This window comes from Lysinibacillus sp. NPDC097162, from assembly GCF_044762185.1.
Lineage (GTDB): Bacteria > Bacillota > Bacilli > Bacillales_A > Planococcaceae > Lysinibacillus.
The window spans coordinates 1,476,846-1,495,866 of sequence record NZ_JBIWDT010000001.1; the positions used below are offsets into that span (position 1 = coordinate 1,476,846).

The 19,021-nt window shown below is 36.9% G+C and carries 14 protein-coding genes, 1 pseudogene and 1 other annotated feature; of the genes and pseudogenes, 6 read left to right on the forward strand and 9 right to left on the reverse strand.

The features are described 5' to 3' along the window. Positions 1 to 33 precede the first annotated feature (33 nt). Entirely contained in the window at positions 34 to 846 is an 813-nt protein-coding gene (locus tag ACIQXW_RS07405; RefSeq protein WP_402760806.1) for a hypothetical protein, read from the reverse strand. Between the two features lie 249 nt (positions 847 to 1,095). Here ACIQXW_RS07405 and ACIQXW_RS07410 point away from each other — a divergent pair, with 249 nt between their 5' ends. Then, positions 1,096 to 2,259 carry an aminotransferase class I/II-fold pyridoxal phosphate-dependent enzyme gene (locus ACIQXW_RS07410; protein ID WP_340824551.1) on the forward strand — a complete coding sequence of 388 codons (1,164 nt, stop codon included), beginning with the start codon at positions 1,096 to 1,098 and terminating at the stop codon, positions 2,257 to 2,259. 109 nt (positions 2,260 to 2,368) lie between these two features. On the opposite strand, the gene ACIQXW_RS07415 is transcribed toward ACIQXW_RS07410, so the two are convergent. Next, a complete protein-coding gene (locus ACIQXW_RS07415; protein ID WP_340824550.1) occupies positions 2,369 to 3,568 on the reverse strand; it encodes an AI-2E family transporter in 1,200 nt (399 codons plus the stop codon). 63 nt (positions 3,569 to 3,631) lie between these two features. Further along, the gene (locus ACIQXW_RS07420; RefSeq protein WP_402760808.1) at positions 3,632 to 4,582 is read right to left on the reverse strand and encodes an LCP family protein; all 951 of its coding nucleotides are present in this window, start codon (positions 4,580 to 4,582) and stop codon (positions 3,632 to 3,634) included. 171 nt (positions 4,583 to 4,753) lie between these two features. On the opposite strand from ACIQXW_RS07420, the gene msrA reads away from it, so the two are divergent. Then, positions 4,754 to 5,275, forward strand: coding sequence for a peptide-methionine (S)-S-oxide reductase MsrA (gene msrA / locus ACIQXW_RS07425; RefSeq protein WP_401016766.1), 522 nt, complete (start codon positions 4,754 to 4,756; stop codon positions 5,273 to 5,275). An 85-nt stretch (positions 5,276 to 5,360) separates the two neighbouring features. On the opposite strand, the gene recQ is transcribed toward msrA, so the two are convergent. The 4 genes from recQ to argS all read right to left on the reverse strand — a co-directional run bounded on the left by recQ (position 5,361) and on the right by argS (position 11,858). Further along, the gene (recQ, locus tag ACIQXW_RS07430; RefSeq protein ID WP_401016768.1) at positions 5,361 to 7,139 is read right to left on the reverse strand and encodes a DNA helicase RecQ; all 1,779 of its coding nucleotides are present in this window, start codon (positions 7,137 to 7,139) and stop codon (positions 5,361 to 5,363) included. Positions 7,140 to 7,146: 7 nt separating this feature from the next. Next, positions 7,147 to 8,250: a TcaA NTF2-like domain-containing protein gene (locus ACIQXW_RS07435; protein WP_401016770.1), complete on the reverse strand. Its 1,104-nt coding sequence runs from the start codon at positions 8,248 to 8,250 to the stop codon at positions 7,147 to 7,149. A gap of 555 nt (positions 8,251 to 8,805) precedes the next feature. Continuing rightward, positions 8,806 to 9,987 carry an MFS transporter gene (locus ACIQXW_RS07440; RefSeq protein ID WP_402760811.1) on the reverse strand — a complete coding sequence of 394 codons (1,182 nt, stop codon included), beginning with the start codon at positions 9,985 to 9,987 and terminating at the stop codon, positions 8,806 to 8,808. A 197-nt stretch (positions 9,988 to 10,184) separates the two neighbouring features. Beyond that, positions 10,185 to 11,858 (reverse strand): arginine--tRNA ligase, encoded by a 1,674-nt coding sequence (argS, locus tag ACIQXW_RS07445; RefSeq protein ID WP_402760813.1) that lies wholly within the window; start codon positions 11,856 to 11,858, stop codon positions 10,185 to 10,187. A 46-nt stretch (positions 11,859 to 11,904) separates the two neighbouring features. Further along, positions 11,905 to 12,121, reverse strand: a binding site (T-box leader). A gap of 237 nt (positions 12,122 to 12,358) precedes the next feature. Between argS and ACIQXW_RS07450 the strand changes: the two genes are divergently transcribed. Beyond that, a complete protein-coding gene (locus ACIQXW_RS07450; protein ID WP_340824539.1) occupies positions 12,359 to 13,963 on the forward strand; it encodes an ABC-F family ATP-binding cassette domain-containing protein in 1,605 nt (534 codons plus the stop codon). Positions 13,964 to 14,064: 101 nt separating this feature from the next. Here the strand turns inward: ACIQXW_RS07450 and ACIQXW_RS07455 are convergent, their stop codons facing one another. Beyond that, the gene (locus ACIQXW_RS07455) at positions 14,065 to 14,538 is read right to left on the reverse strand and encodes a DinB family protein (protein WP_402760815.1); all 474 of its coding nucleotides are present in this window, start codon (positions 14,536 to 14,538) and stop codon (positions 14,065 to 14,067) included. Positions 14,539 to 14,770: 232 nt separating this feature from the next. Here ACIQXW_RS07455 and ACIQXW_RS07460 point away from each other — a divergent pair, with 232 nt between their 5' ends. From ACIQXW_RS07460 to ACIQXW_RS07470, 3 genes are read left to right on the forward strand one after another with little or no spacing between them, the layout of a single operon-like run. Then, on the forward strand, positions 14,771 to 15,766 hold the full coding sequence (locus ACIQXW_RS07460) for a S66 family peptidase (protein WP_402760817.1): 996 nt from the start codon (positions 14,771 to 14,773) through the stop codon (positions 15,764 to 15,766). A 41-nt stretch (positions 15,767 to 15,807) separates the two neighbouring features. Further along, positions 15,808 to 16,479 carry a hypothetical protein gene (locus tag ACIQXW_RS07465; RefSeq protein WP_402760819.1) on the forward strand — a complete coding sequence of 224 codons (672 nt, stop codon included), beginning with the start codon at positions 15,808 to 15,810 and terminating at the stop codon, positions 16,477 to 16,479. A gap of 57 nt (positions 16,480 to 16,536) precedes the next feature. Next, positions 16,537 to 17,376 (forward strand): S1C family serine protease, encoded by an 840-nt coding sequence (locus tag ACIQXW_RS07470; RefSeq protein WP_340824531.1) that lies wholly within the window; start codon positions 16,537 to 16,539, stop codon positions 17,374 to 17,376. A 140-nt stretch (positions 17,377 to 17,516) separates the two neighbouring features. Here ACIQXW_RS07470 and ACIQXW_RS07475 read toward each other — a convergent pair. Further along, positions 17,517 to 18,947, reverse strand: a pseudogene (locus ACIQXW_RS07475) (excinuclease ABC subunit UvrA); the annotation flags it as partial. Positions 18,948 to 19,021: the final 74 nt, after the last annotated feature.

The following is a 19,021-nucleotide window of genomic DNA, read 5'->3' on the forward strand; positions in this document are numbered from 1 at the left end:
CTCTCGCCTTTTCGCGTATGGAGTACCTGTATTTTATTTTCGTTTATGCAAAGCGGCATGAACATAAAGATTGATGACATCTAGTTCATAGCCAAAATGTTGAAAGAACGAACGTTGTATTTCTTCTTGTAATTGATATAAGCGACGTGGTAATAAATAATCAATCGGCATTTTTAATTGCAGTGAAATGGTCGCCTTTGCCTGTTCTCCTAGACTAAACTGTATTTGCTCAACCTTTTGCACAATATCTTGCTGATTACAACAGTACATGAGTAACTGTACATACACTTGCTTTTCAATTTCAATATATTCTTGTTGGAAATCAGGTCTAACAATTGTTGTTTCACCAATTTTTTCGCGCTTCGGAGTGAAAATCTCTTTCCCCTTTTGAATGAGTCGTTTAAAGAAATTTTGCTCAACTTGGCGATATGGTATCGGCATAACATGCTTTCCTTGTGTCTGGCGAATAAATTTCGCTTTTTGAATTTCCTTTTGTGAACGAATATCCTCGACGTAATAATATGTTTCAATTGGTCCTAGCGCTAAACGCTGGGCAATATTTTTTGTCATTTTATCAGACGTGCCGATGATTAAAATAGATTGAACACTGTATGAATCGAGTGCTTTAATGACTTCCTCACGGTGAGTTTCCTCTGTGAAAATCGCGCGTCGTACAGCTGTGATCGTATTTTTTTCAAATTTCGCGGATATGCCCGCTACTTTAACTCCATTGACAATTAGTAAACCATCATCAATTATTGCTTCTACCCCTATTTTATGTGCAAAAACTAGAGCACTAGTACTTTTCCCTGTTCCACTCGGTCCACTTAACGAACATACCTTCATCCACACACACACCTTCCTCGCTTAATAATAGCAGAATTATCACTCTATTTTTGCTGATATGGGCCAGACGCTATCATATGCGCGAGCTTTTCTCATATTAGCTTAAATTTTTCCGCTAGTCTATGCAAGCATCTTCTCCATTAATAGAATATATTCTTTTTTCAGAATAACTTTCCCTTTCTGTGCTTTAGTATGTTAAAATGTGAACTACTATTATTCTGTTATACAACTATAAGGAGTGTACTAGTTTTGAAAATCGTACCATCAAAAAAAATGTCATTATTCACCCCAGCAATTTTCGGAGATTTAAAGAGCTTCGCAAAGCAACAACAAGAAAAAGGAATGTCTTTAATCGATTTAAGCTTAGGTAGCCCAGATCTTCCACCTCATGCGAAAATTCGTGAGCATTTATCGTATCGAGCTAGCTTAGAAGAATCATATGGCTATACGCTATCAGGAACACAACGCTTTTACGATGCGGTAAGCCGTTACTATAAACGTCGTAGTAACGTCGATTTAGATCCTACTAATGAAATTATTCAAACGATTGGTTCTCAAGAAGGTTTAGTACATTTACCTATCGCCTTTTGTGATCCAGGAGACATCGTACTATCAACGAATCCAGCGTACGTCGCTTACGATGCTGGCATACATTTAGCTGGTGCAACACCTTACTATATGCCTCAAACAGCTGAAAACGATTATTTACCGGATTTAGACGCAGTGCCGGAAGAAATTGCACTTAAGGCTAAACTACTTATTTTAAATTTACCAGGAAATCCTGTACCTGCTATGCCTTCTCTTGCATATTTCGAAAAGGTAATTGCTTTTGCTAAAAAATATAACGTAATTGTGCTTCATGATGCAGCATACTCAGAGTTTTATTTTACGGGTGATGGTCCTATTAGCTTTTTAGCAACACCTGGTGCAAAAGAAGTTGGGATGGAAATTAATTCGCTTTCAAAAAGCTTCAGCTTAGCTGGAACGCGAATTGCTTATATTGCTGGTAATGCCGAAATGATTGCTGTCTTAAAGCAACTTAAATCGAATTTAGACTTCGGTATTTTTGAACCGATTCAAGATGCTGCTGTAGTAGCATTAGATAATGCAGAAGAAATTACAGCGAACTTGCGTGCAACTTTCTCAGAACGTCATAAAACACTAATGAACGGCTTACATGAACTAGGTTGGGATGCAGCGCCTTCAGATGGTGGCATGTTCGTTTGGGCAAAATATCCGTACGATATTGACTGTACCGAATTAGCATTTAAGCTAATTGAGCAAATCGGTGTTGTCACAGTACCTGGAACTGTCTTTGGAACAGCAGGACAAGGTTACTTGCGACTTGCACTTGTGCAGCCAAAGGACGTATTGCAAGAAGCAGTAGATCGTCTGAAAAACGTTTCAATTTAATAACAATACAAAAAGCATGTGATATAGGGTACTCCCATTTCACATGCTTTTATTATTTCTATTATTAATTAACAAAACAGCTACCGCATGCTCGCAGTAGCTGTTTCTTTTATACATCATATTTTTGTACTTCTTCATCCTCATATCGATTGTATCGCTTCTTAAATAATTTAAATAAATGTGTTACAAGGACTTTAAAGATTGCATAGCCTGGAATCCCTAAAATAACACCTGGTACACCAAATAGCGAACCTGCTGTTAATAATACGAAAATAATGGAAACTGGGTGGATGCTTAATGATTTCCCCATAATTTGTGGAGATATAAACTTCCCTTCAATCAACTGCACTACTGTCCAAACGATGGCAAGTTTCACTAGCATGAATGGAGAATTAACAAGCGCGATAATGGCTGCTGGTGTAATAGCTATAACCGGTCCTAAATATGGTACTACACTTGTAATCATCGCTAGGAAGCCAAGTAGCAATGCATATTTCATGCCGATAATTAAGAAACCAATCGTGACCATTGCTCCGATACACATTGAAACTAAAATTTGCCCTTGTATGTAAGAACTAATTTGCTTGTCCATATCGTGTAAAACATCATGTAAACCTGTGCGCATGCGCGGTGGGCAAATTTTCATGACGAATCTCGGCAGTTTTTCTCCATCTTTCAGTAAATAAAATAAAATAAAAGGTACTGTAACGAGCGACAAAATAATGCCCGTTAAGGTTGAAAGAAATCCTGTTATACCAGTAGCAACACCTTGTGCTAAATTTGCTGCTGTATCTTTTACTGTTTCGATAATGTCTGTAGTGAAATTCATCACTACTTTTTCATAGTTAAAATCCATATTGGCTAAATACTCATTTACGCGTGAGTTATTCAAGTATTCCACAATATTTTGGGTTAGTGCCATAAAATACACAGGGAATTCTTGTGCTAAATTCGTAAATTGATCACGTAAAAAAGGATAAACTAGCACGACAAGTAACGTAATGACGCCAATGACACCGATATACAAAATTAAGATGCCCCAAGCTCTAGGGATACGCCACTTTTCAAGTATTCCTAATAATGGTCGTAATAAATAATATCCTATTACGGCAAGCACCCCTGGTAAAATTACAACTTCGAATAATACTTGTAGCGGGGTAAATATGAAGGAAACTTTTCCAAACATAAAAATCACACATGCGAGTAATAATAAAATAATCAACGTAAATAATAAATTTTTACCACCTAAAAAGCGGATAAACTTCGTCGAAAAAAAGTTTGAATGCTCCTTTGGTCTTTGTTCTCTCATATTCACACCCCAATCCAAATGCTCACCTATATTTTACAGGATAATGTTGGCTTTTGCGAAACATCACTCTAAAGAAATACCTAAAAATTTACTTAAAAACTCTTTATTTTTCTGTTCATCAATAACAATCGCAGACCCTGCATGGCTAAAGTTTTGGAAATCATAGCTGCCTTCAATTGGTACTGTCGCTTTCTCTATTGATATTTTCCCTTTAGACACCATTTTTAAAACTTGTTGTATTTCGCCTGAAGATGAATAATCAGTTGTCACATAGCCTTGGGCTGCACCAATAAATTTTGGTAAGTTGAATACATTTTGGGGTGCTAATATTTCATTTTTTAATGCTTCAATTACTTTTTGCTGGCGGGCAACACGACCAAAATCTCCTTCCGCATCGTGACGGAACCTTGCATAGCCTAGTAATTCCTGCCCATTGAGGTTATGAGTACCTTTAGTAAGCGTAACGCCAATTTTTTCAGACATATCTTTTTCAACATCTATTTCCACACCATTTGGTGCTAAAATATCAACAAGTGATTCAAAATTTTTAAAATCTACAAGTGCGTAGTGATGAATTGGTAATCCAAACATATTAGTTAATGTATCTTTTAATAGCTGAACACCACCTAAATAGTATGCGGTATTTAGTTTATAGGATTGGTAGCCAGGAATGTCTGCATAAATATCACGCATAAATGAAACAAGCTTGACATCATTGGTTTTCTTATTCCAAGATAATACCATCATTGTATCAGTTCGTGATTTTTCTTCACCACGTGTATCAATTCCTAATAATAAATAGTTTTCAATATCACTATTGATTTTGTCCCCACTAAAATCTTCTTGTGCTACCTTTGTGTCAGTTGCTAATTGTAAACCACTACGATATTGCATAATGCTATATCCCGCAATTACAATGACACAGAGTAATAAGAACGTAAACAATGCTCTCCCTTTACGCAATCGACGTTTTTTTGGACGTTGCGAGCGTCTTGTATAGTCTTGCTCTTCCATATCAAAATAACTCCTCTATTTTTTTATAGTAATGTAACGATTGCTAGTAAGGAAAGTTTCATTTTTCTTTCTAACCTCATCAACATCTCTCTATTCGTTATTTTACACCCTATTTGCCAGTTATGAGCAAAATAATGCTATAATATTTTCACGGTAGAAAGGATGATGAACATGATTGAAAAAGCGACGTTTGCAGGTGGCTGTTTTTGGTGTATGGTTAAGCCATTTGTAGAGTGGGACGGCATACATAAGGTCACATCTGGCTATATGGGTGGCCATTTAGAAAATCCAACATATGAAGATGTTAAAAAGGGCAACTCCGGTCATTTAGAAGTAGTAGAAATCGAATTTGATTCGTCGATATTTAGCTACGAACAATTACTTGATATTTATTGGATGCAAATTGATCCAACAGATGCCTATGGTCAATTTCACGACAGAGGTGAGTCATACTCAACTGCAATTTTTACTTATTCAGAAGAACAAAAACGAATTGCAGAGGCATCGAAAGAAAAACTTGCGAATAGTGGTCGCTTTGATAAACCTATTGTAACCATTATTCGTGATGCTCAACACTTTTATCCAGCTGAAGATTACCATCAAGATTATTATAAAAAAGAATCAGAACATTATAAGCAAGATCGCGCTATATCTGGGCGTGATGAATTTATTGCAGACCATTGGAAGAAATAAGCGGATTTAGTGTAGCGAGGCCCTTCTATTTCATTTCAACAAGAAAAGAATCCATTGTAAAAAAACACAATGGATTCTTTTTCTTTTACTCATTAATTTTTGAGGTAAGGTTAAATGACTGCATTGCCTCAAAGAAACGCTTACCATATTTCTCAAATTTCACTTCACCTATACCACTAATCTGTCTTAGTCCCTCGAGCTCCAGCGGCTTTTTATCACATAACTCACGCAACGTTTTGTCAGAGAACACAACGAATGGTGGCACCTTTTCTTCATCCGCAATCTCTTTTCGTAATAATCGTAAGTGTTCAAATAACGGGTCATTATCTGCAAGGACCCGAACAGTAACCGCTTCTTTTCGCATAACTATTCGACTGCCTAACAGGACAGATTTCCCTTCCTCTGAAACATAAATCGTTGGAAATGTCCCATGCTTCACAGCTAGTAATCCTTCCGCAATTAAAAACTCAATAAAATTTGAAACTTCCTTTGAAGACTGACCTTTTAAAATGCCATATGTTGAAAGTCTTGAAAACCCAAATTCAAGAACCTTTTGATTTTTAGAGCCGATTAATACTTGCGCAACCATCGTTTTACCGAATTTTTGCCCCATCCGTACGACGCAAGCCAAAACCTTTTGCGCATCTACAGTGACATCTTTCACTTCACGGCTGTCATTACAATTACTGCAACGATTACAAGGTTCGCCTGGTTCTTCACCAAAATACGTTAATATCGCATTTTGAAGGCAACCTTCTGTATGACAATAATCAACCATTGTTTGTAATTTTTCTAATTCCTGTGCAATTCGTGCTTCATCACGTGTTTGCTCTATTAAAAATCGTTGTGTTTGTACATCTCCTGAAGCATAAAGCAATATACAGGCACTTGGCAGTCCATCACGCCCTGCACGCCCCGCTTCTTGATAGTAGCTCTCCATATTGCGCGGCATTTGATAGTGAATAACAAAGCGAACATTACTTTTATCTATTCCCATCCCGAACGCATTCGTTGCGATCATAATACGAGCTTCATCCTTTAAAAAACGTTCCTGCTCAGACATGCGCATGTCCTCTGATAGCCCTGCATGATACTTTGCGACCGATACACCAGCACGAACAAATATTTCATACAAACTATCGACCGATTTACGTGTCGCTGCGTAAATAATACCTACTTCTGTTTTATTTTTTTCAATATAATTTTTAATATATCGTTCTTTATTTTCACCGATTAATACGGTAAAAGCTAAGTTTTCACGTTCAAAACCAGTAATAAGCGTTGCCTCTTCATCAATCGTTAATAATTGACGGATATCCTCGCAAACGGCAGGTGTCGCAGTAGCAGTTAATGCGAGAACAGTTGGTTTTTGTGGCCACAGTGTAAACAATTTTTGAATCGCACGATAACTTGGTCTAAAATCATGTCCCCATTGTGAAATACAGTGAGCCTCATCGACTGCTAGCAATGGAACGTATAATTGTGATAACGCCTGTAAAAAGGAGGCACTTTCTAATCTTTCAGGGGCAATATATAGAAGCTTTAAATAGCCTGCACTCGCTAGCTGCATTGTTTCATCTACTTCTTGTGTAGATAACGTACTATTAATATAAGCAGCTGGTATATTTGCTGCTCGCAACGACTCTACCTGATCCTGCATGAGTGATATTAACGGTGAGATAACAATCGTTAAGCCATCAAGCATCAGGGCAGGAATTTGATAGCAAATCGATTTCCCCCCACCTGTTGGCATGACACATAGGCTCGACTGTCCACTTAACGTTTGCTCAATAATTTGGGCTTGTCCGGTGCGAAACGAATCGTACCCAAAGTGGTGCTGTAGCATTTGTTTTGCTTGCTCCATATTTTTCTCACTCCTCTGCTGTAAGACGAATTAACTTATACTCGCCCTGATCATTTTTAAAAATTTCATATGTCATGATGGAATTGGCCAGTGCCTCCTGCCCAGCAGAATTGGTCAGCACATATTCCGTTTTTGCGCGCACAACAATATTTTGCCCAACTTTCTCTATACGTTTAATTGTCGTATTCGAAAAATGAATTTTTGCTTGCTTAGACGCATAATAGGCAACCATGTCATTCAGCGTGCTCTGTAAATCATCTGCTCCAGTGACAGTCTTCATTACACTTGCATCATTAATCGCAACAGCTGCTTTTAGATGTTCATGAAATGTGTCAATAAATATTTTTACTTCGTCCTCGTTATAAGCAAAAACATCCTTACCATATTTCTCGATAGCTTGTTGTACTGCTTCTTTGTCCCCGTCTTCACTATACGTGTATAGATTTTTTGATTGGGACAAACGATCTTTTGCCTTCATGCCGTCAGTAATCCATTCATCAAGTAATTGTACAATATCCTTCAGTGGCAATATGTATGGTTGTGAAACACCTTGTTGCTGCCGATTAAAATAAATACCCACGATTTGACCTTTCTCGGCCTCCATCACAGGGCTACCTGGTGGTAAGGCTTCCTCTCCATCAATATAATAAGCAGCTACTTTGTCATTATATTTTTTGATTGTGTGTGGTAAACCATCGACATACACAGCTAGGTTATCCAAATTCCCATTATAAACTGTTGGAACGTTAACCGAAGCGTTATATTTCACTTGTAGCACGGCTATATTATAGGCTGTCGACATATAGCGTACTTCAGCTTCTACAAGCTTATCGTTACTAAATTGCACAAGCGCTGTAGGCTTTGATGATACGAGTGCTCCATTCGTTACAATATAGAGCATCTTTGGCTCTTTTTTCACTATAATGCCTGCACCAATTCCGTTCTCTCCTACAACCTTCACCTCTGGAACAAGCTTTTCCTCCTGCTTCTCCACAGGCTTTTCCGATTTCACTTCAGCCTTTTCCTTGTTAAACATTTCTGCAACGGACTGATCACTACAGCCAGTTAATAGGAAGGTTGCCGCTCCAACGATTAGCATTTTGTTTCGCATACATTCACCAGTACTTTCTTTCTCATCTTCTTTCCTATTCTATCATAAACAAGGATTTCATTCGTTTCAAGTTTACATAATATCATTATTGATTTTTTTCTTTAGAACAAACGCTTCCTATTAAAAAAGAGAAAAAACCTATTTTAAATAATAGTAACAACTAACTGATTTTTTCACTTATTTTCCTTATACTCCATAAAAAAAGAAAAACAGAATTTAATTCTGTTTTTCTACTGGAATACCAAAAACTCGAAATATGTAGTCTTGTTCTTTTGAAGCAGGATTTCAACACAAAACAGAATTCTTCCTCCTTCATTTAACTGCAATTGATTTCCGTTACGGGCGGACGCTTACCGAGGGCAAAATGTAAGCCTCAACCCTCGCAAACGCGCGGTCTGTTGCGGCTTACATTTTGTGCTGTTCCCGCAGGAGTCGCCTCCCTCCACTCTATACAACTGAAAAATTTAGGCATCAAGAGAGAACTACTGGATGCATTTTGTAATATGATTTATAAAAAAAGACATGCCCTATTATTCAAGCATGCCCGTCATGTATTTATTCTTTCTTTAATACGAGTGTTGTACCAATAATACCGAGCATTAAAACTAAAAATATTGTATAGGTGAACGAATGATTACCCGTTAAATCATAGCAATAACCAATTAACGTCGGAATAACGGCGCTCATCATAAAACCCCCGGACAGCACCATTGATGACCAGCTATTGGCTTCTTCATTGTTACGTGCTTCATCCAATGGTAATAATAAACCGATTGGAAACAATCCACTAAGCACTATCCCAATAATTAGGACAGCTACCCATAACATTAATCCTGTTCCTATCCACAATAGTGCAAAACCGATGACCCCCATAATGCCTAATGATAGAAGCCAATGAATGCGACTTGACCATTTTTCCATTAGCAACGGTACGACAATATTCCCTATCATTTGTACGATAGATAAAAAAGTTAGCATGGAACTAGCAGCAACAAGTGAGAAGCCTTTATCTTGTAGCATTGGCGTTAGCCAAGACATCATTGAGAAAAATAGCGATGTTTGCAGACCAAAATAAAGTAAAATCGTCCACGCTCGACCGTTTTTCCACGGATTACGTGCTGCTTCCTTTGTAATATTTTCCTCTTGTACAGACAGTTGACCTTTCTTGTTTTGAATAACGAGCAACCAAATAATAAGAGCGAATACGGCAAGTACTGCCCAACTACCAAGTGCAATTGTCCAGTTGTTATGAAAACCATTATAAAATGATACCGTTAATGCCGCACTTAATGTTGCACCTGTCCCGATGCCAAAAGAATATACTCCAACAACTGTAGTAAATCGACTAGGAAATTTTTCTTTAATAAATGCATTTAGCATCGGACCGATAATAGCAATTACAAATCCTGCTACAAAACTTGTCACGACTAGCAATGCATAGCTTTCTTTTATCAATCGTAATCCATTAGCTAGGGCAAGCAGGGCTAAAAGCAGTGCAATAGCAGACTTCGTACCAAGACGTCTTTGTAGCGGGACAGCCAATGGTGCAAATAGTCCCATACAGAACACTGGAATGGATGTCAGTAAACTCATTTGTGTATTGGATACTTGTAGCGACTCTATTAACACATTAAACAAGGGGCCAATCCCTGTTACAGCAGGTCGCATATTGAGGGCAACGAAAAATATACTGACAACAGCAAATACTATTGAAGTCGTCCATTGTTTATTATTCATGCGATTAATACCTTTCTTCACGCCAAATTCATTATTTCTCTTTCAACCAGCACTTGATTAACTTCCGTCGTTGTCAGACATCTGATTTCTTATATTATTTTTACCATTTTTTCTGCATATCGTCAATATTTCGGTAAATTACATATAAAATTGCTCAGTTCAAGAAAATAACGCTGTGCATTATAATACAAACAACATTACATATTTTTTGGTGCACTAATGCCTAAAAGTGCTAACGATTCTTCTAGCATGATTGCTACACAATGACATAAAGTTAAACGAGAACTTTGTAGATCATCATTCGATAAAATCTTATTATTAGCATAATATTTATTAAAGGCGCGTGCTAATTGTAATGCATATTTAGCAACTAATGACGGATCCGCTTGTTCATAAGCATTTGTAACAACTCGAGGAAATTGTTCTAGTAATAGAATGACTGGCCATGCCTGCACACCTAATGATTGATAAGTCATTTCCTCAAGTTGAACATCAGCTTTATCTAAAATTGAGAAAATACGAGCATACGTGTATTGAATATATGGACCTGTCTCTCCTTCAAAGTGCAGCATTTGCTCAATTGAAAAATCAATATCATGTAAGCGATAATTTTTTAAATCATTGAAAATAACTGCACCGACACCTACTTCCTTAGCAACCTCTTCTTTATTTTGTAAATTTGGATTTTTCAATTGGATATTTTGTTTTGCCGTCTCTATAGCTTCAGTCAATACGTCATTGAGTAAAACAACCTTGCCTTTACGCGTTGACATTTTTTTGCCGTCTTTTAAGATCATCCCAAAAGCTACATGACTTAAATCTTTTGCCCATTCATAACCCATTTTCTCCACCACATTAAATAACTGTTTAAAATGCAGTGTTTGTTCATGTCCTACAATATAAAATATTTTTTTAGGATGATACTGTTGTATGCGATAAAAGGCAGCTGCTAAATCACGTGTTGCATAAAGTGTCGCGCCGTCTGTTTTAGTAATGATACAAGGCGGCATTTCCTCTAATTCAACAACATAAGCACCTTCTGATAATGTCAGCAACCCTTTTGTTTGTAATTCATTTACTACATTTTGCATTTTATCATTATAGAAAGCTTCACCATCGTAAGCATCAAATTTAATTCCAAGAAGCTGATAAAGTGTTATGAATTCTTCCAATGAAACATCTCTAAACCATTGCCAAAGCTTAAGTGCCTCATCATCCTTATCCTCTAACGATTTAAATGCAGCTCGCGCTTGCTCAATTAGAGTAGAATCTTTTTCCGCTTCTTCATGAAACTTCACATAAATTTTCAATAATTCTTTAATAGGTGCAGCTTTAATTGTCTGTTGATTTCCCCAATGTCTATAAGCAACAATTAGTTTTCCAAACTGTGTTCCCCAGTCCCCCAAATGATTAATGCGAATGGCATTATAGCCATTTTTCTCAGCGATATTGGCGAGTGCATTCCCAATGACCGTTGAGCGCAAATGACCCATTGAAAAAGGCTTCGCAATATTTGGAGAAGAAAAATCGAACACAACGTTGCCTTTATTTATTGGGCTCGCTCCATATAATTTTTGTTCTTTCATTATTTTGCTTAGTATTTGTTGTGTAATGATATGTTGATTTAAAAATAAATTGATATATCCGCCAACTATTTCAATCGACTGAATCAAATCACACGTTAAATTTTTTTGAATTTCAGATGCAATTATTTGAGGAGATTTTCCAAGCTCTTTAGCCAGTTTAAAACATGGTAATGAAAAATCACCAAGGTCTACATGTTTAGGTTTTTCAAGTAATTTTTCAATCTCTTCTACTTTCACTTGATATTTGAGCGCTATAGCAATACTTTTCGCAATTTGTGAATTCATTTGTCCATTTCCCCCTTTTACAAAATAAAAAAAAGCCCTCGTCTCAATAAGAGACGAGAGCATAGATTCCCGTGGTACCACTCTAGTTGCCATCATTATGACCACTTTCTATTGTTAACGAGGTGACTCCCCGATATTCTCTACTGACATTTCGAGAAACTTCTCCAAAGTGCGTTTCATTCATACGGTCTGCATTAGGCTTCCACCATCCCTAATTCGCTTAGCAGCACAAAATGAATTACTTTCTTTTTCACAGAATTTAGCAACTATTGATTTTGGAATATTCTATATTATCCAATCTTGAAAGTCAACTTCAACATTATTTTTTCTTCTAAAATGAATATTTGTATCTTTATTCAGTGATAATCAACGACTTGTACTAGTGATTGCACTATTAGATACATTACTATTATCGGTAAACGTTGATGTCATAATGTTTATAGACTATGGAACATATTTCATGATATACTAAAGCCATTGTGAAAAAAGGAGGAACTTGCATGATTCAAGTAAGTAATGTAGGTCTTCGCTATGGCGATCGTAAACTATTTGAAGACGTAAATATAAAATTCAACCCTGGAAATTGCTACGGTTTAATCGGGGCAAATGGGGCAGGAAAATCAACATTCCTAAAAATTCTTTCTGGTGAAATTGAAGCACAAGAAGGAAATGTATCAATGGGTAAGGACGAACGTTTATCTGTCCTTAAACAAAATCACTTTGAATACGATGAGCATACAGTGCTTGATACTGTTATTATGGGTAACAAACGCCTGTATGATGTGAAAAATGAAAAAGATGCTATTTATGCAAAAGAAGATTTCTCTGATGAAGATGGCATGCGTGCTGCTGAATTAGAAGGTGAATTTGCGGAGCTAAACGGTTGGGAAGCTGAATCAGAAGCAGCAACATTATTAAACGGTTTAGGCATCTCAGATGATCTTCACTATATGTTAATGGGTGATCTTGAAGGTTCTGACAAAGTCAAAGTATTATTAGCACAAGCATTATTCGGTCAACCAGATGTATTATTACTGGATGAGCCTACCAACCACCTTGACTTAAAAGCGATTCAGTGGTTAGAAGAATTCCTAATTAACTTTGAAAATACAGTTATCGTCGTATCCCATGACCGTCACTTCTTAAACAAAGTATGTACACATATCGCGGATCTTGATTTCTCAAAAATCCAATTATATGTGGGTAACTATGATTTCTGGTATGAATCTTCTCAATTAGCACAAAAAATGGCGCAAGACCAAAATTCTAAAAAAGAAGAAAAAATTAAAGAATTACAAGCGTTTATCGCTCGTTTCTCTGCCAATGCGTCAAAGTCAAAACAAGCAACATCACGTAAAAAAATGTTGGATAAAATCGAGCTTGATGACATTAGACCTTCTAGCCGTAAATATCCATTCATCAACTTCCAAATCGGCCGCGAAATCGGTAATGATGTATTAACAGTTGATGGTCTTACAGCAAGTCAAGACGGTCAAACGTTATTTAAAGACATTCGTTTCTCAATGAATAAAGATGATAAAATCGTTTTACTTGGTAGCCCTATGGCTAAAACAGCACTTCTTGATATTTTAATGGAAGATAAAGAAGCTGATGCTGGTACATTTAAATGGGGTGTTACAACATCTCAAAGCTATTTCGAAAACGATCATGATAAATACTTTGAAGGTTCAGAAAAATCATTAGTAGAATGGCTTCGTCAATATTCACCTGACGATGAAACAGAAAGCTTCCTACGTGGTTTCTTAGGTCGTATGCTATTCTCTGGTGAAGAAGTGAAAAAATCCCCTTCTGTATTATCTGGGGGAGAAAAAGTACGTTGTATGCTTTCAAAAATGATGCTAGCAACAGCCAATGTTATTTTACTAGATGAACCAACAAACCACCTTGACCTTGAATCAATCCAAGCACTAAATGAAGGCTTAATTCGCTTCAAAGGTGCCATGATTTTCACTTCTCATGACCATCAGTTCATTCAAACGATTGCAAACCGTGTCATTGAAATCCGTGAAGATGGTTCAATTTTAGACAAACAATTAACATACGATGAGTTTTTAGAGTGGAAAGATAGCCAAGGCTTAAACTAATCCATTCTTAAATAAAACCTCCCCCACTCGCTTGGGGGAGGTTTTTAATTATAAACATAAAAAAAAAAACGGCAAATACATCATGTATTTGCCGCCTGATACTATTTTTGCATTTCTTTCGTTGGTCCAAGTACACCTGGTACTGGTAAGCCAGCTTGACGTAATAATACAGTCATTTGGCCACGATGGTGTGTTTGGTGGTCAATTAGTTTGCGTAATAATATACCTCGAGGGATTGGTCCGTTAAAACCGTTCACTTCCTCCAGTAAGTCTTCATTTGAAAGCTTGGCAGCTTCCTCTTTAATACTATTAGCTGTCTTTTCATATGTCGCTACAATTTCAGCTGCTGTAGCTGGAACAGGATCTTCTTGGCGAATCATCGGCACCTTTAAACCTACTAAATAACTAAAATAGCCTGCCGCACCAACTAAATGCCAGCCTAACCAGCCAAGTGAATTATGACCTTCAACAATGCTTTGATCTAATGTTTCATCAGTCATTGCTTTCAGTACTTGAGCAGTTCCTTCTGTTGCAATTGTCCATTCACTTAGAAAATCGTCTACTTGTCGATACATATTATCGCCCCCCAAAATTTTAACTCCTTATTATCATAGTAAAATCCTAATTGTATCGCAAGTTTCTATTATTAAGTTTACATAAAAATATTATTTATTCTCCCCTTTACTACGATTGTTCTAAATTTCAGTAGATTTTCACCTCTCTTTCCTCAAGTTAAAGACTTTGCCCATATTTTTGTTAAATCATGTATAATGGGCTACAACTTAAACTAATAGAAAGAGGTATTTTATGTTTTCCCCATTAAAAAAAGGCGATACAATTGGCATTTACTCGCCTTCAAAACCAGCTTCAGTTATTGCCCGTGCCCGATATGAGCGAGGAAAGGCACGGTTACAGGCACTTGGCTTTACAATTAAAGAAGGTTCATTAACTGGCATGAATGATATTTATCGTTCTGGCACACCTAAGGAGCGCGCCCAGGAGCTCAATGACCTATTACACGACCCTACAGTGAAAATGATTTTACCTACAATGGGTGGCACAAATGCAAATAGTATGTTGCCTTATATAGACTATAAAGCGATTCAACAATCCCCCAAAATACTAGTTGGTTTATCGGATGTGACAGCAATTCTCCTTGCCGTCTATGCTAAAACCGGCGTACCAGTATTTTACGGACCCTCTGTTGCATCTACATTTGGAGAATTCCCACCATTTGTGAATTACACAGAACAATATTTTATCGATCTCTTTATGCAAACTGTTTCAATTCCTTATGAAATGTCGACTCCTCCTATTTGGACAGATGATCGAATCAATTGGCTTGAAAAAACAGTAGAAAAAACGCAGCATGATAATTCTTGGATAACAGTTCAACAAGGTAGTGCCGAAGGTCGTTTAATCGGTGGGAATATCAATACGATGTATGGCTTTATTGGAACCCCCTACTTCCCTCAAATTAATGAGGGCGATATTTTATTATTAGAGGATACATCCAAAACAATTGCTGTAGTGGAAAAAAACTTTGCAATGCTTAAGTTACATGGTTACTTCGACAAAATTGCAGCAATTATTTTAGGTAAGCATGAGCAGTATGATGATGAAGGCACAGGTCGAAAACCTTATGATGTTTTATTAGAACAGCTGGATGGGAATCCTATACCAATTTTAGCTGAGGTGGATTGTTGCCATACACATCCACTGCATCCATTGCCAATCGGCTTGCGTATTAAAGTAGATGCAACGAATAAACGTATTTTGTTGTTAGAAAGCTGGTTCTCTTAATATTCGTATATAGGAGCCCTTTCACGTATACTTAAAGAAAATTGCTAAAGGAGTTTGATAGTATTCGAATCTTATTCTTATTTTCTCTAGCAATAATACTTGTCGGCTGTACAACTAGTCCGAGTACAAATCCACAGCCCAGCCATCCGACTAATACTGATGAGCAAAACGATAAAGAACAAGCAACTAATCAACCATTCAGTAGTGTTCTCGCTTCCTATTTCCCACAGGATGGAACAACTGCTTATTTTCAAGGTGAAGGGAACGAGTTTGCTAGTTACACACTTCAAACTACCTACATCGATGAAACGTCAATCGCTCAAGTGGAAAATAACGGTGGCGTCACATTGTTAAAAGTCTATCGTATTACGAAATCTGCTATAGAACTTGTCTATATGGAAGCAGCAGATGAAACGCCAACATTGCCAACAGCACACGATATAGCAACTTTTCCAGTTATTGAAATCATTTTACAACAGCCTTTGGAAGTTGGAAGCCATTTTAATGGGTGGGAAATACTTTCGACTACTGCTTCTATACCCACGGGCTTAACCACTTTCCACGATGTTATTGAACTTATTAAAACAAAGGACAACATGACGACTTCTAAATATTTTGCCAAAGGTGTGGGACTAATCCGTACAAAAGACGAAATGGTAACAAATAACGGAGAATCATTTATCATTACGTCAACTTTGCAAAAAATTGAATAAAATGTCTGAACAGGCGTCTCGCATGGCGCCTTTTTCTTAAGTAAGGAGGTAGCATTTATGAGCGACATACATAAGCACACTACTGAGGAAGAACTAACGGAAGAAGAGTTTATCGAACTTGTACTGGCAGAGCAACAAAAAGCGCTAGCTGAGGAAAGAGAACGACTTACCCATGGTAAAAAGGCTAAAAAACAAAAGCCAATTATGAAATGGATTATGTGGGTTATGGCGTTCGTACTATTTTTTAATACGTTTGCGCTTATTTTTCAAATTTACTCCATTCCTGCTATCGAATTTATAAAGGTATCAAGTCAATTATCGCAACAAGAAGATATTCAAACATATAAAAAGGCGATTGTAGAGGTTTCTACAGGCTCAAGTAAAGGTACAGGCTTTGTTATTTCTCCTGAAGGTCTTATTGTAACGAATGCCCATGTAGTAGAAAACGCCCTTACATTGTCCGTTGTATTTCCTGAACAAGGGCTTATGGAAGCTCAGTTACTACAAAGCTTTCCTGAAGTTGATTTAGCACTTTTGCAAGTTACTAGTACCAATCTACCCTCACTAACTCTTGCAAATAACCCTAGTTACCAAGAGAATGAGTCTGTTTATTTCATAGGTAATCCACTATCCTTCACTGGTATTGCTAATAAAGGTACATTACTTAAAGAAACTTACCTTGACGATTGGCAGGAACCCGTCATGATGATGCAAGCACCTGTGTACAAAGGCAATAGTGGTAGCCCTGTTTTAAATAGTGATGGTGAGGTAATCGGCATTATTTTTGCCACGATGAAAAAGGAACCTTATGGACGAGTAGGATTATTTATTCCTGTACATGTGTTAGAAGAGTACATCCTACAATATGGGCATACACAAAGTGAAAATTTTAAATAACCCACTCCTTCTATGGAAGTGTTGCTTCCTCTCTTTATCGGAATGATGAAGTAAAATTAGATTCACTACCGACAATGAAAGCCCAGCAGCTAGCGATGAACAACTAGTTGCTGGGCTTGCTGACATATAGCTAAAAAAGTTTAATTATTTTGCTCAAGGCACTCGTATATCGCCATCATATCTCGTTTGTTCAATTCTCGAATGCGATTAAAAATGGGGATATTTGCAACGGCATCTGTACTTTCCGCTACTACATCACTTACAATGCCAGTTAGCCATGTTTGCACATCTATGCCTTCAACGGCTTGCTGGCGCCCTTCATCATTGATGCCACTTGCATAACAACTCACACAAGGTACCGATAGTTTATATACGCCATCATGGAGACCATCTTCCGAAATTACTTTCTTCCCTTTACAAAATGGGCATGGATGACTTGCCTTTATTTTATTAATGGATGTCACAATTTTTTTGTAACCGAATGCTTCATAGACATAGGTTAGCTTTTTGTATTTGCCATTGGTGAAATACTTATCAATAATGGTTTCTCTCGTCTCGGTAATGTTGGCAAAATCACAAATAGTCATTCGATTTTGCATGCTGATAGTTTCAATATTTCCACGAATATTGTCCCAAAATGGCAGCGCGTTTTGTAAAACCATTTCATAATTTGCAAAGCTTGCGAGCTCTAATTCTAACATTTTCAATGCGACTTGAGTTTCTCTTGGGAAAAGAGATACATCTTCTGTCAATACCGTATTACCACCAACGATAGCTTTCATTTTTTCTAATGCGGGTAATTTCCCAACGATTTTCATCACTTCGTCTATTGGCAGTTGAATAATCTCCCGAATATCTGTATCGCCAAATTTTAGCTTTTTACGATGGTTTAGTACGGTTCCTTGACAAATTGGACATGTTATTTTTGTTTTCGACTCTTTAATTTGCTCTTTTATAATGGATTTTGAAATAACGATATAGTTACCAATTATATGATTAAAACCTTCCCATGTCCTTGATGCCTTGCCCGCTTTATCATAAAATGATTTTTCCCAATAACCATATAAAAAAGTATGCTTTTCTTCTTCCGACAAGTCGTTAAAACTTTTACTAATATCCTGACCAAGCTCATTATTAATTTCATTAAAGATGAATTGTAATTTATCGAATTTATAAAATTTCAAAATTGCCATCACATCAGGGTGCAATAAACCATCCCAAAATGATGCATTTTTATCTTGAATAACAATATCAAAATCAAATTTATCAATTACACGACGCCCCGAGCAACAAGGACAATGATTATGTTGCGAATAAAAATCGAAGCTACTTGTATCTTTGTTTGAAGGATGTGCTCCCACAATATAATTGATTAATCCACCAATTTCATAGAGAAACGTATATTGACTATATAAGTGTCGTTCTAAATCAATTGCGATCACAGGAGCTATTGTTTCAGAGTCATATTCACCATAAATTAAACGAGCCATTGATGATAAACTTTTTAAAATACCACCTTTATAGATGTTTTCTGCATTTTTAAAATAAGCAATTGGATTCTCTTTTTCATAATCAATACCATTTTGTTGATTAATGGACGAAGCTATATGCAAATCGGTCTTTGTCTCTGCTTGGCTTTGTTTAT

Bases quoted from the DNA above. Each gene is read 5' to 3' on its own strand.
- ACIQXW_RS07415 (WP_340824550.1), bottom strand. From the start codon at position 3,568: ATGAGAGAACAAAGACCAAAGGAGCATTCAAACTTTTTTTCGACGAAG.
- argS (WP_402760813.1), bottom strand. From the start codon at position 11,858: ATGAATTCACAAATTGCGAAAAGTATTGCTATAGCGCTCAAATATCAA.
- ACIQXW_RS07470 (WP_340824531.1), top strand. From the start codon at position 16,537: ATGAGCGACATACATAAGCACACTACTGAGGAAGAACTAACGGAAGAA.
- ACIQXW_RS07455 (WP_402760815.1), bottom strand. From the start codon at position 14,538: ATGTATCGACAAGTAGACGATTTTCTAAGTGAATGGACAATTGCAACA.
- recQ (WP_401016768.1), bottom strand. From the start codon at position 7,139: ATGGAGCAAGCAAAACAAATGCTACAGCACCACTTTGGGTACGATTCG.
- ACIQXW_RS07440 (WP_402760811.1), bottom strand. From the start codon at position 9,987: ATGAATAATAAACAATGGACGACTTCAATAGTATTTGCTGTTGTCAGT.
- ACIQXW_RS07405 (WP_402760806.1), bottom strand. From the start codon at position 846: ATGAAGGTATGTTCGTTAAGTGGACCGAGTGGAACAGGGAAAAGTACT.
- ACIQXW_RS07450 (WP_340824539.1), top strand. From the start codon at position 12,359: ATGATTCAAGTAAGTAATGTAGGTCTTCGCTATGGCGATCGTAAACTA.
- ACIQXW_RS07420 (WP_402760808.1), bottom strand. From the start codon at position 4,582: ATGGAAGAGCAAGACTATACAAGACGCTCGCAACGTCCAAAAAAACGT.
- ACIQXW_RS07460 (WP_402760817.1), top strand. From the start codon at position 14,771: ATGTTTTCCCCATTAAAAAAAGGCGATACAATTGGCATTTACTCGCCT.
- ACIQXW_RS07435 (WP_401016770.1), bottom strand. From the start codon at position 8,250: ATGCGAAACAAAATGCTAATCGTTGGAGCGGCAACCTTCCTATTAACT.
- msrA (WP_401016766.1), top strand. From the start codon at position 4,754: ATGATTGAAAAAGCGACGTTTGCAGGTGGCTGTTTTTGGTGTATGGTT.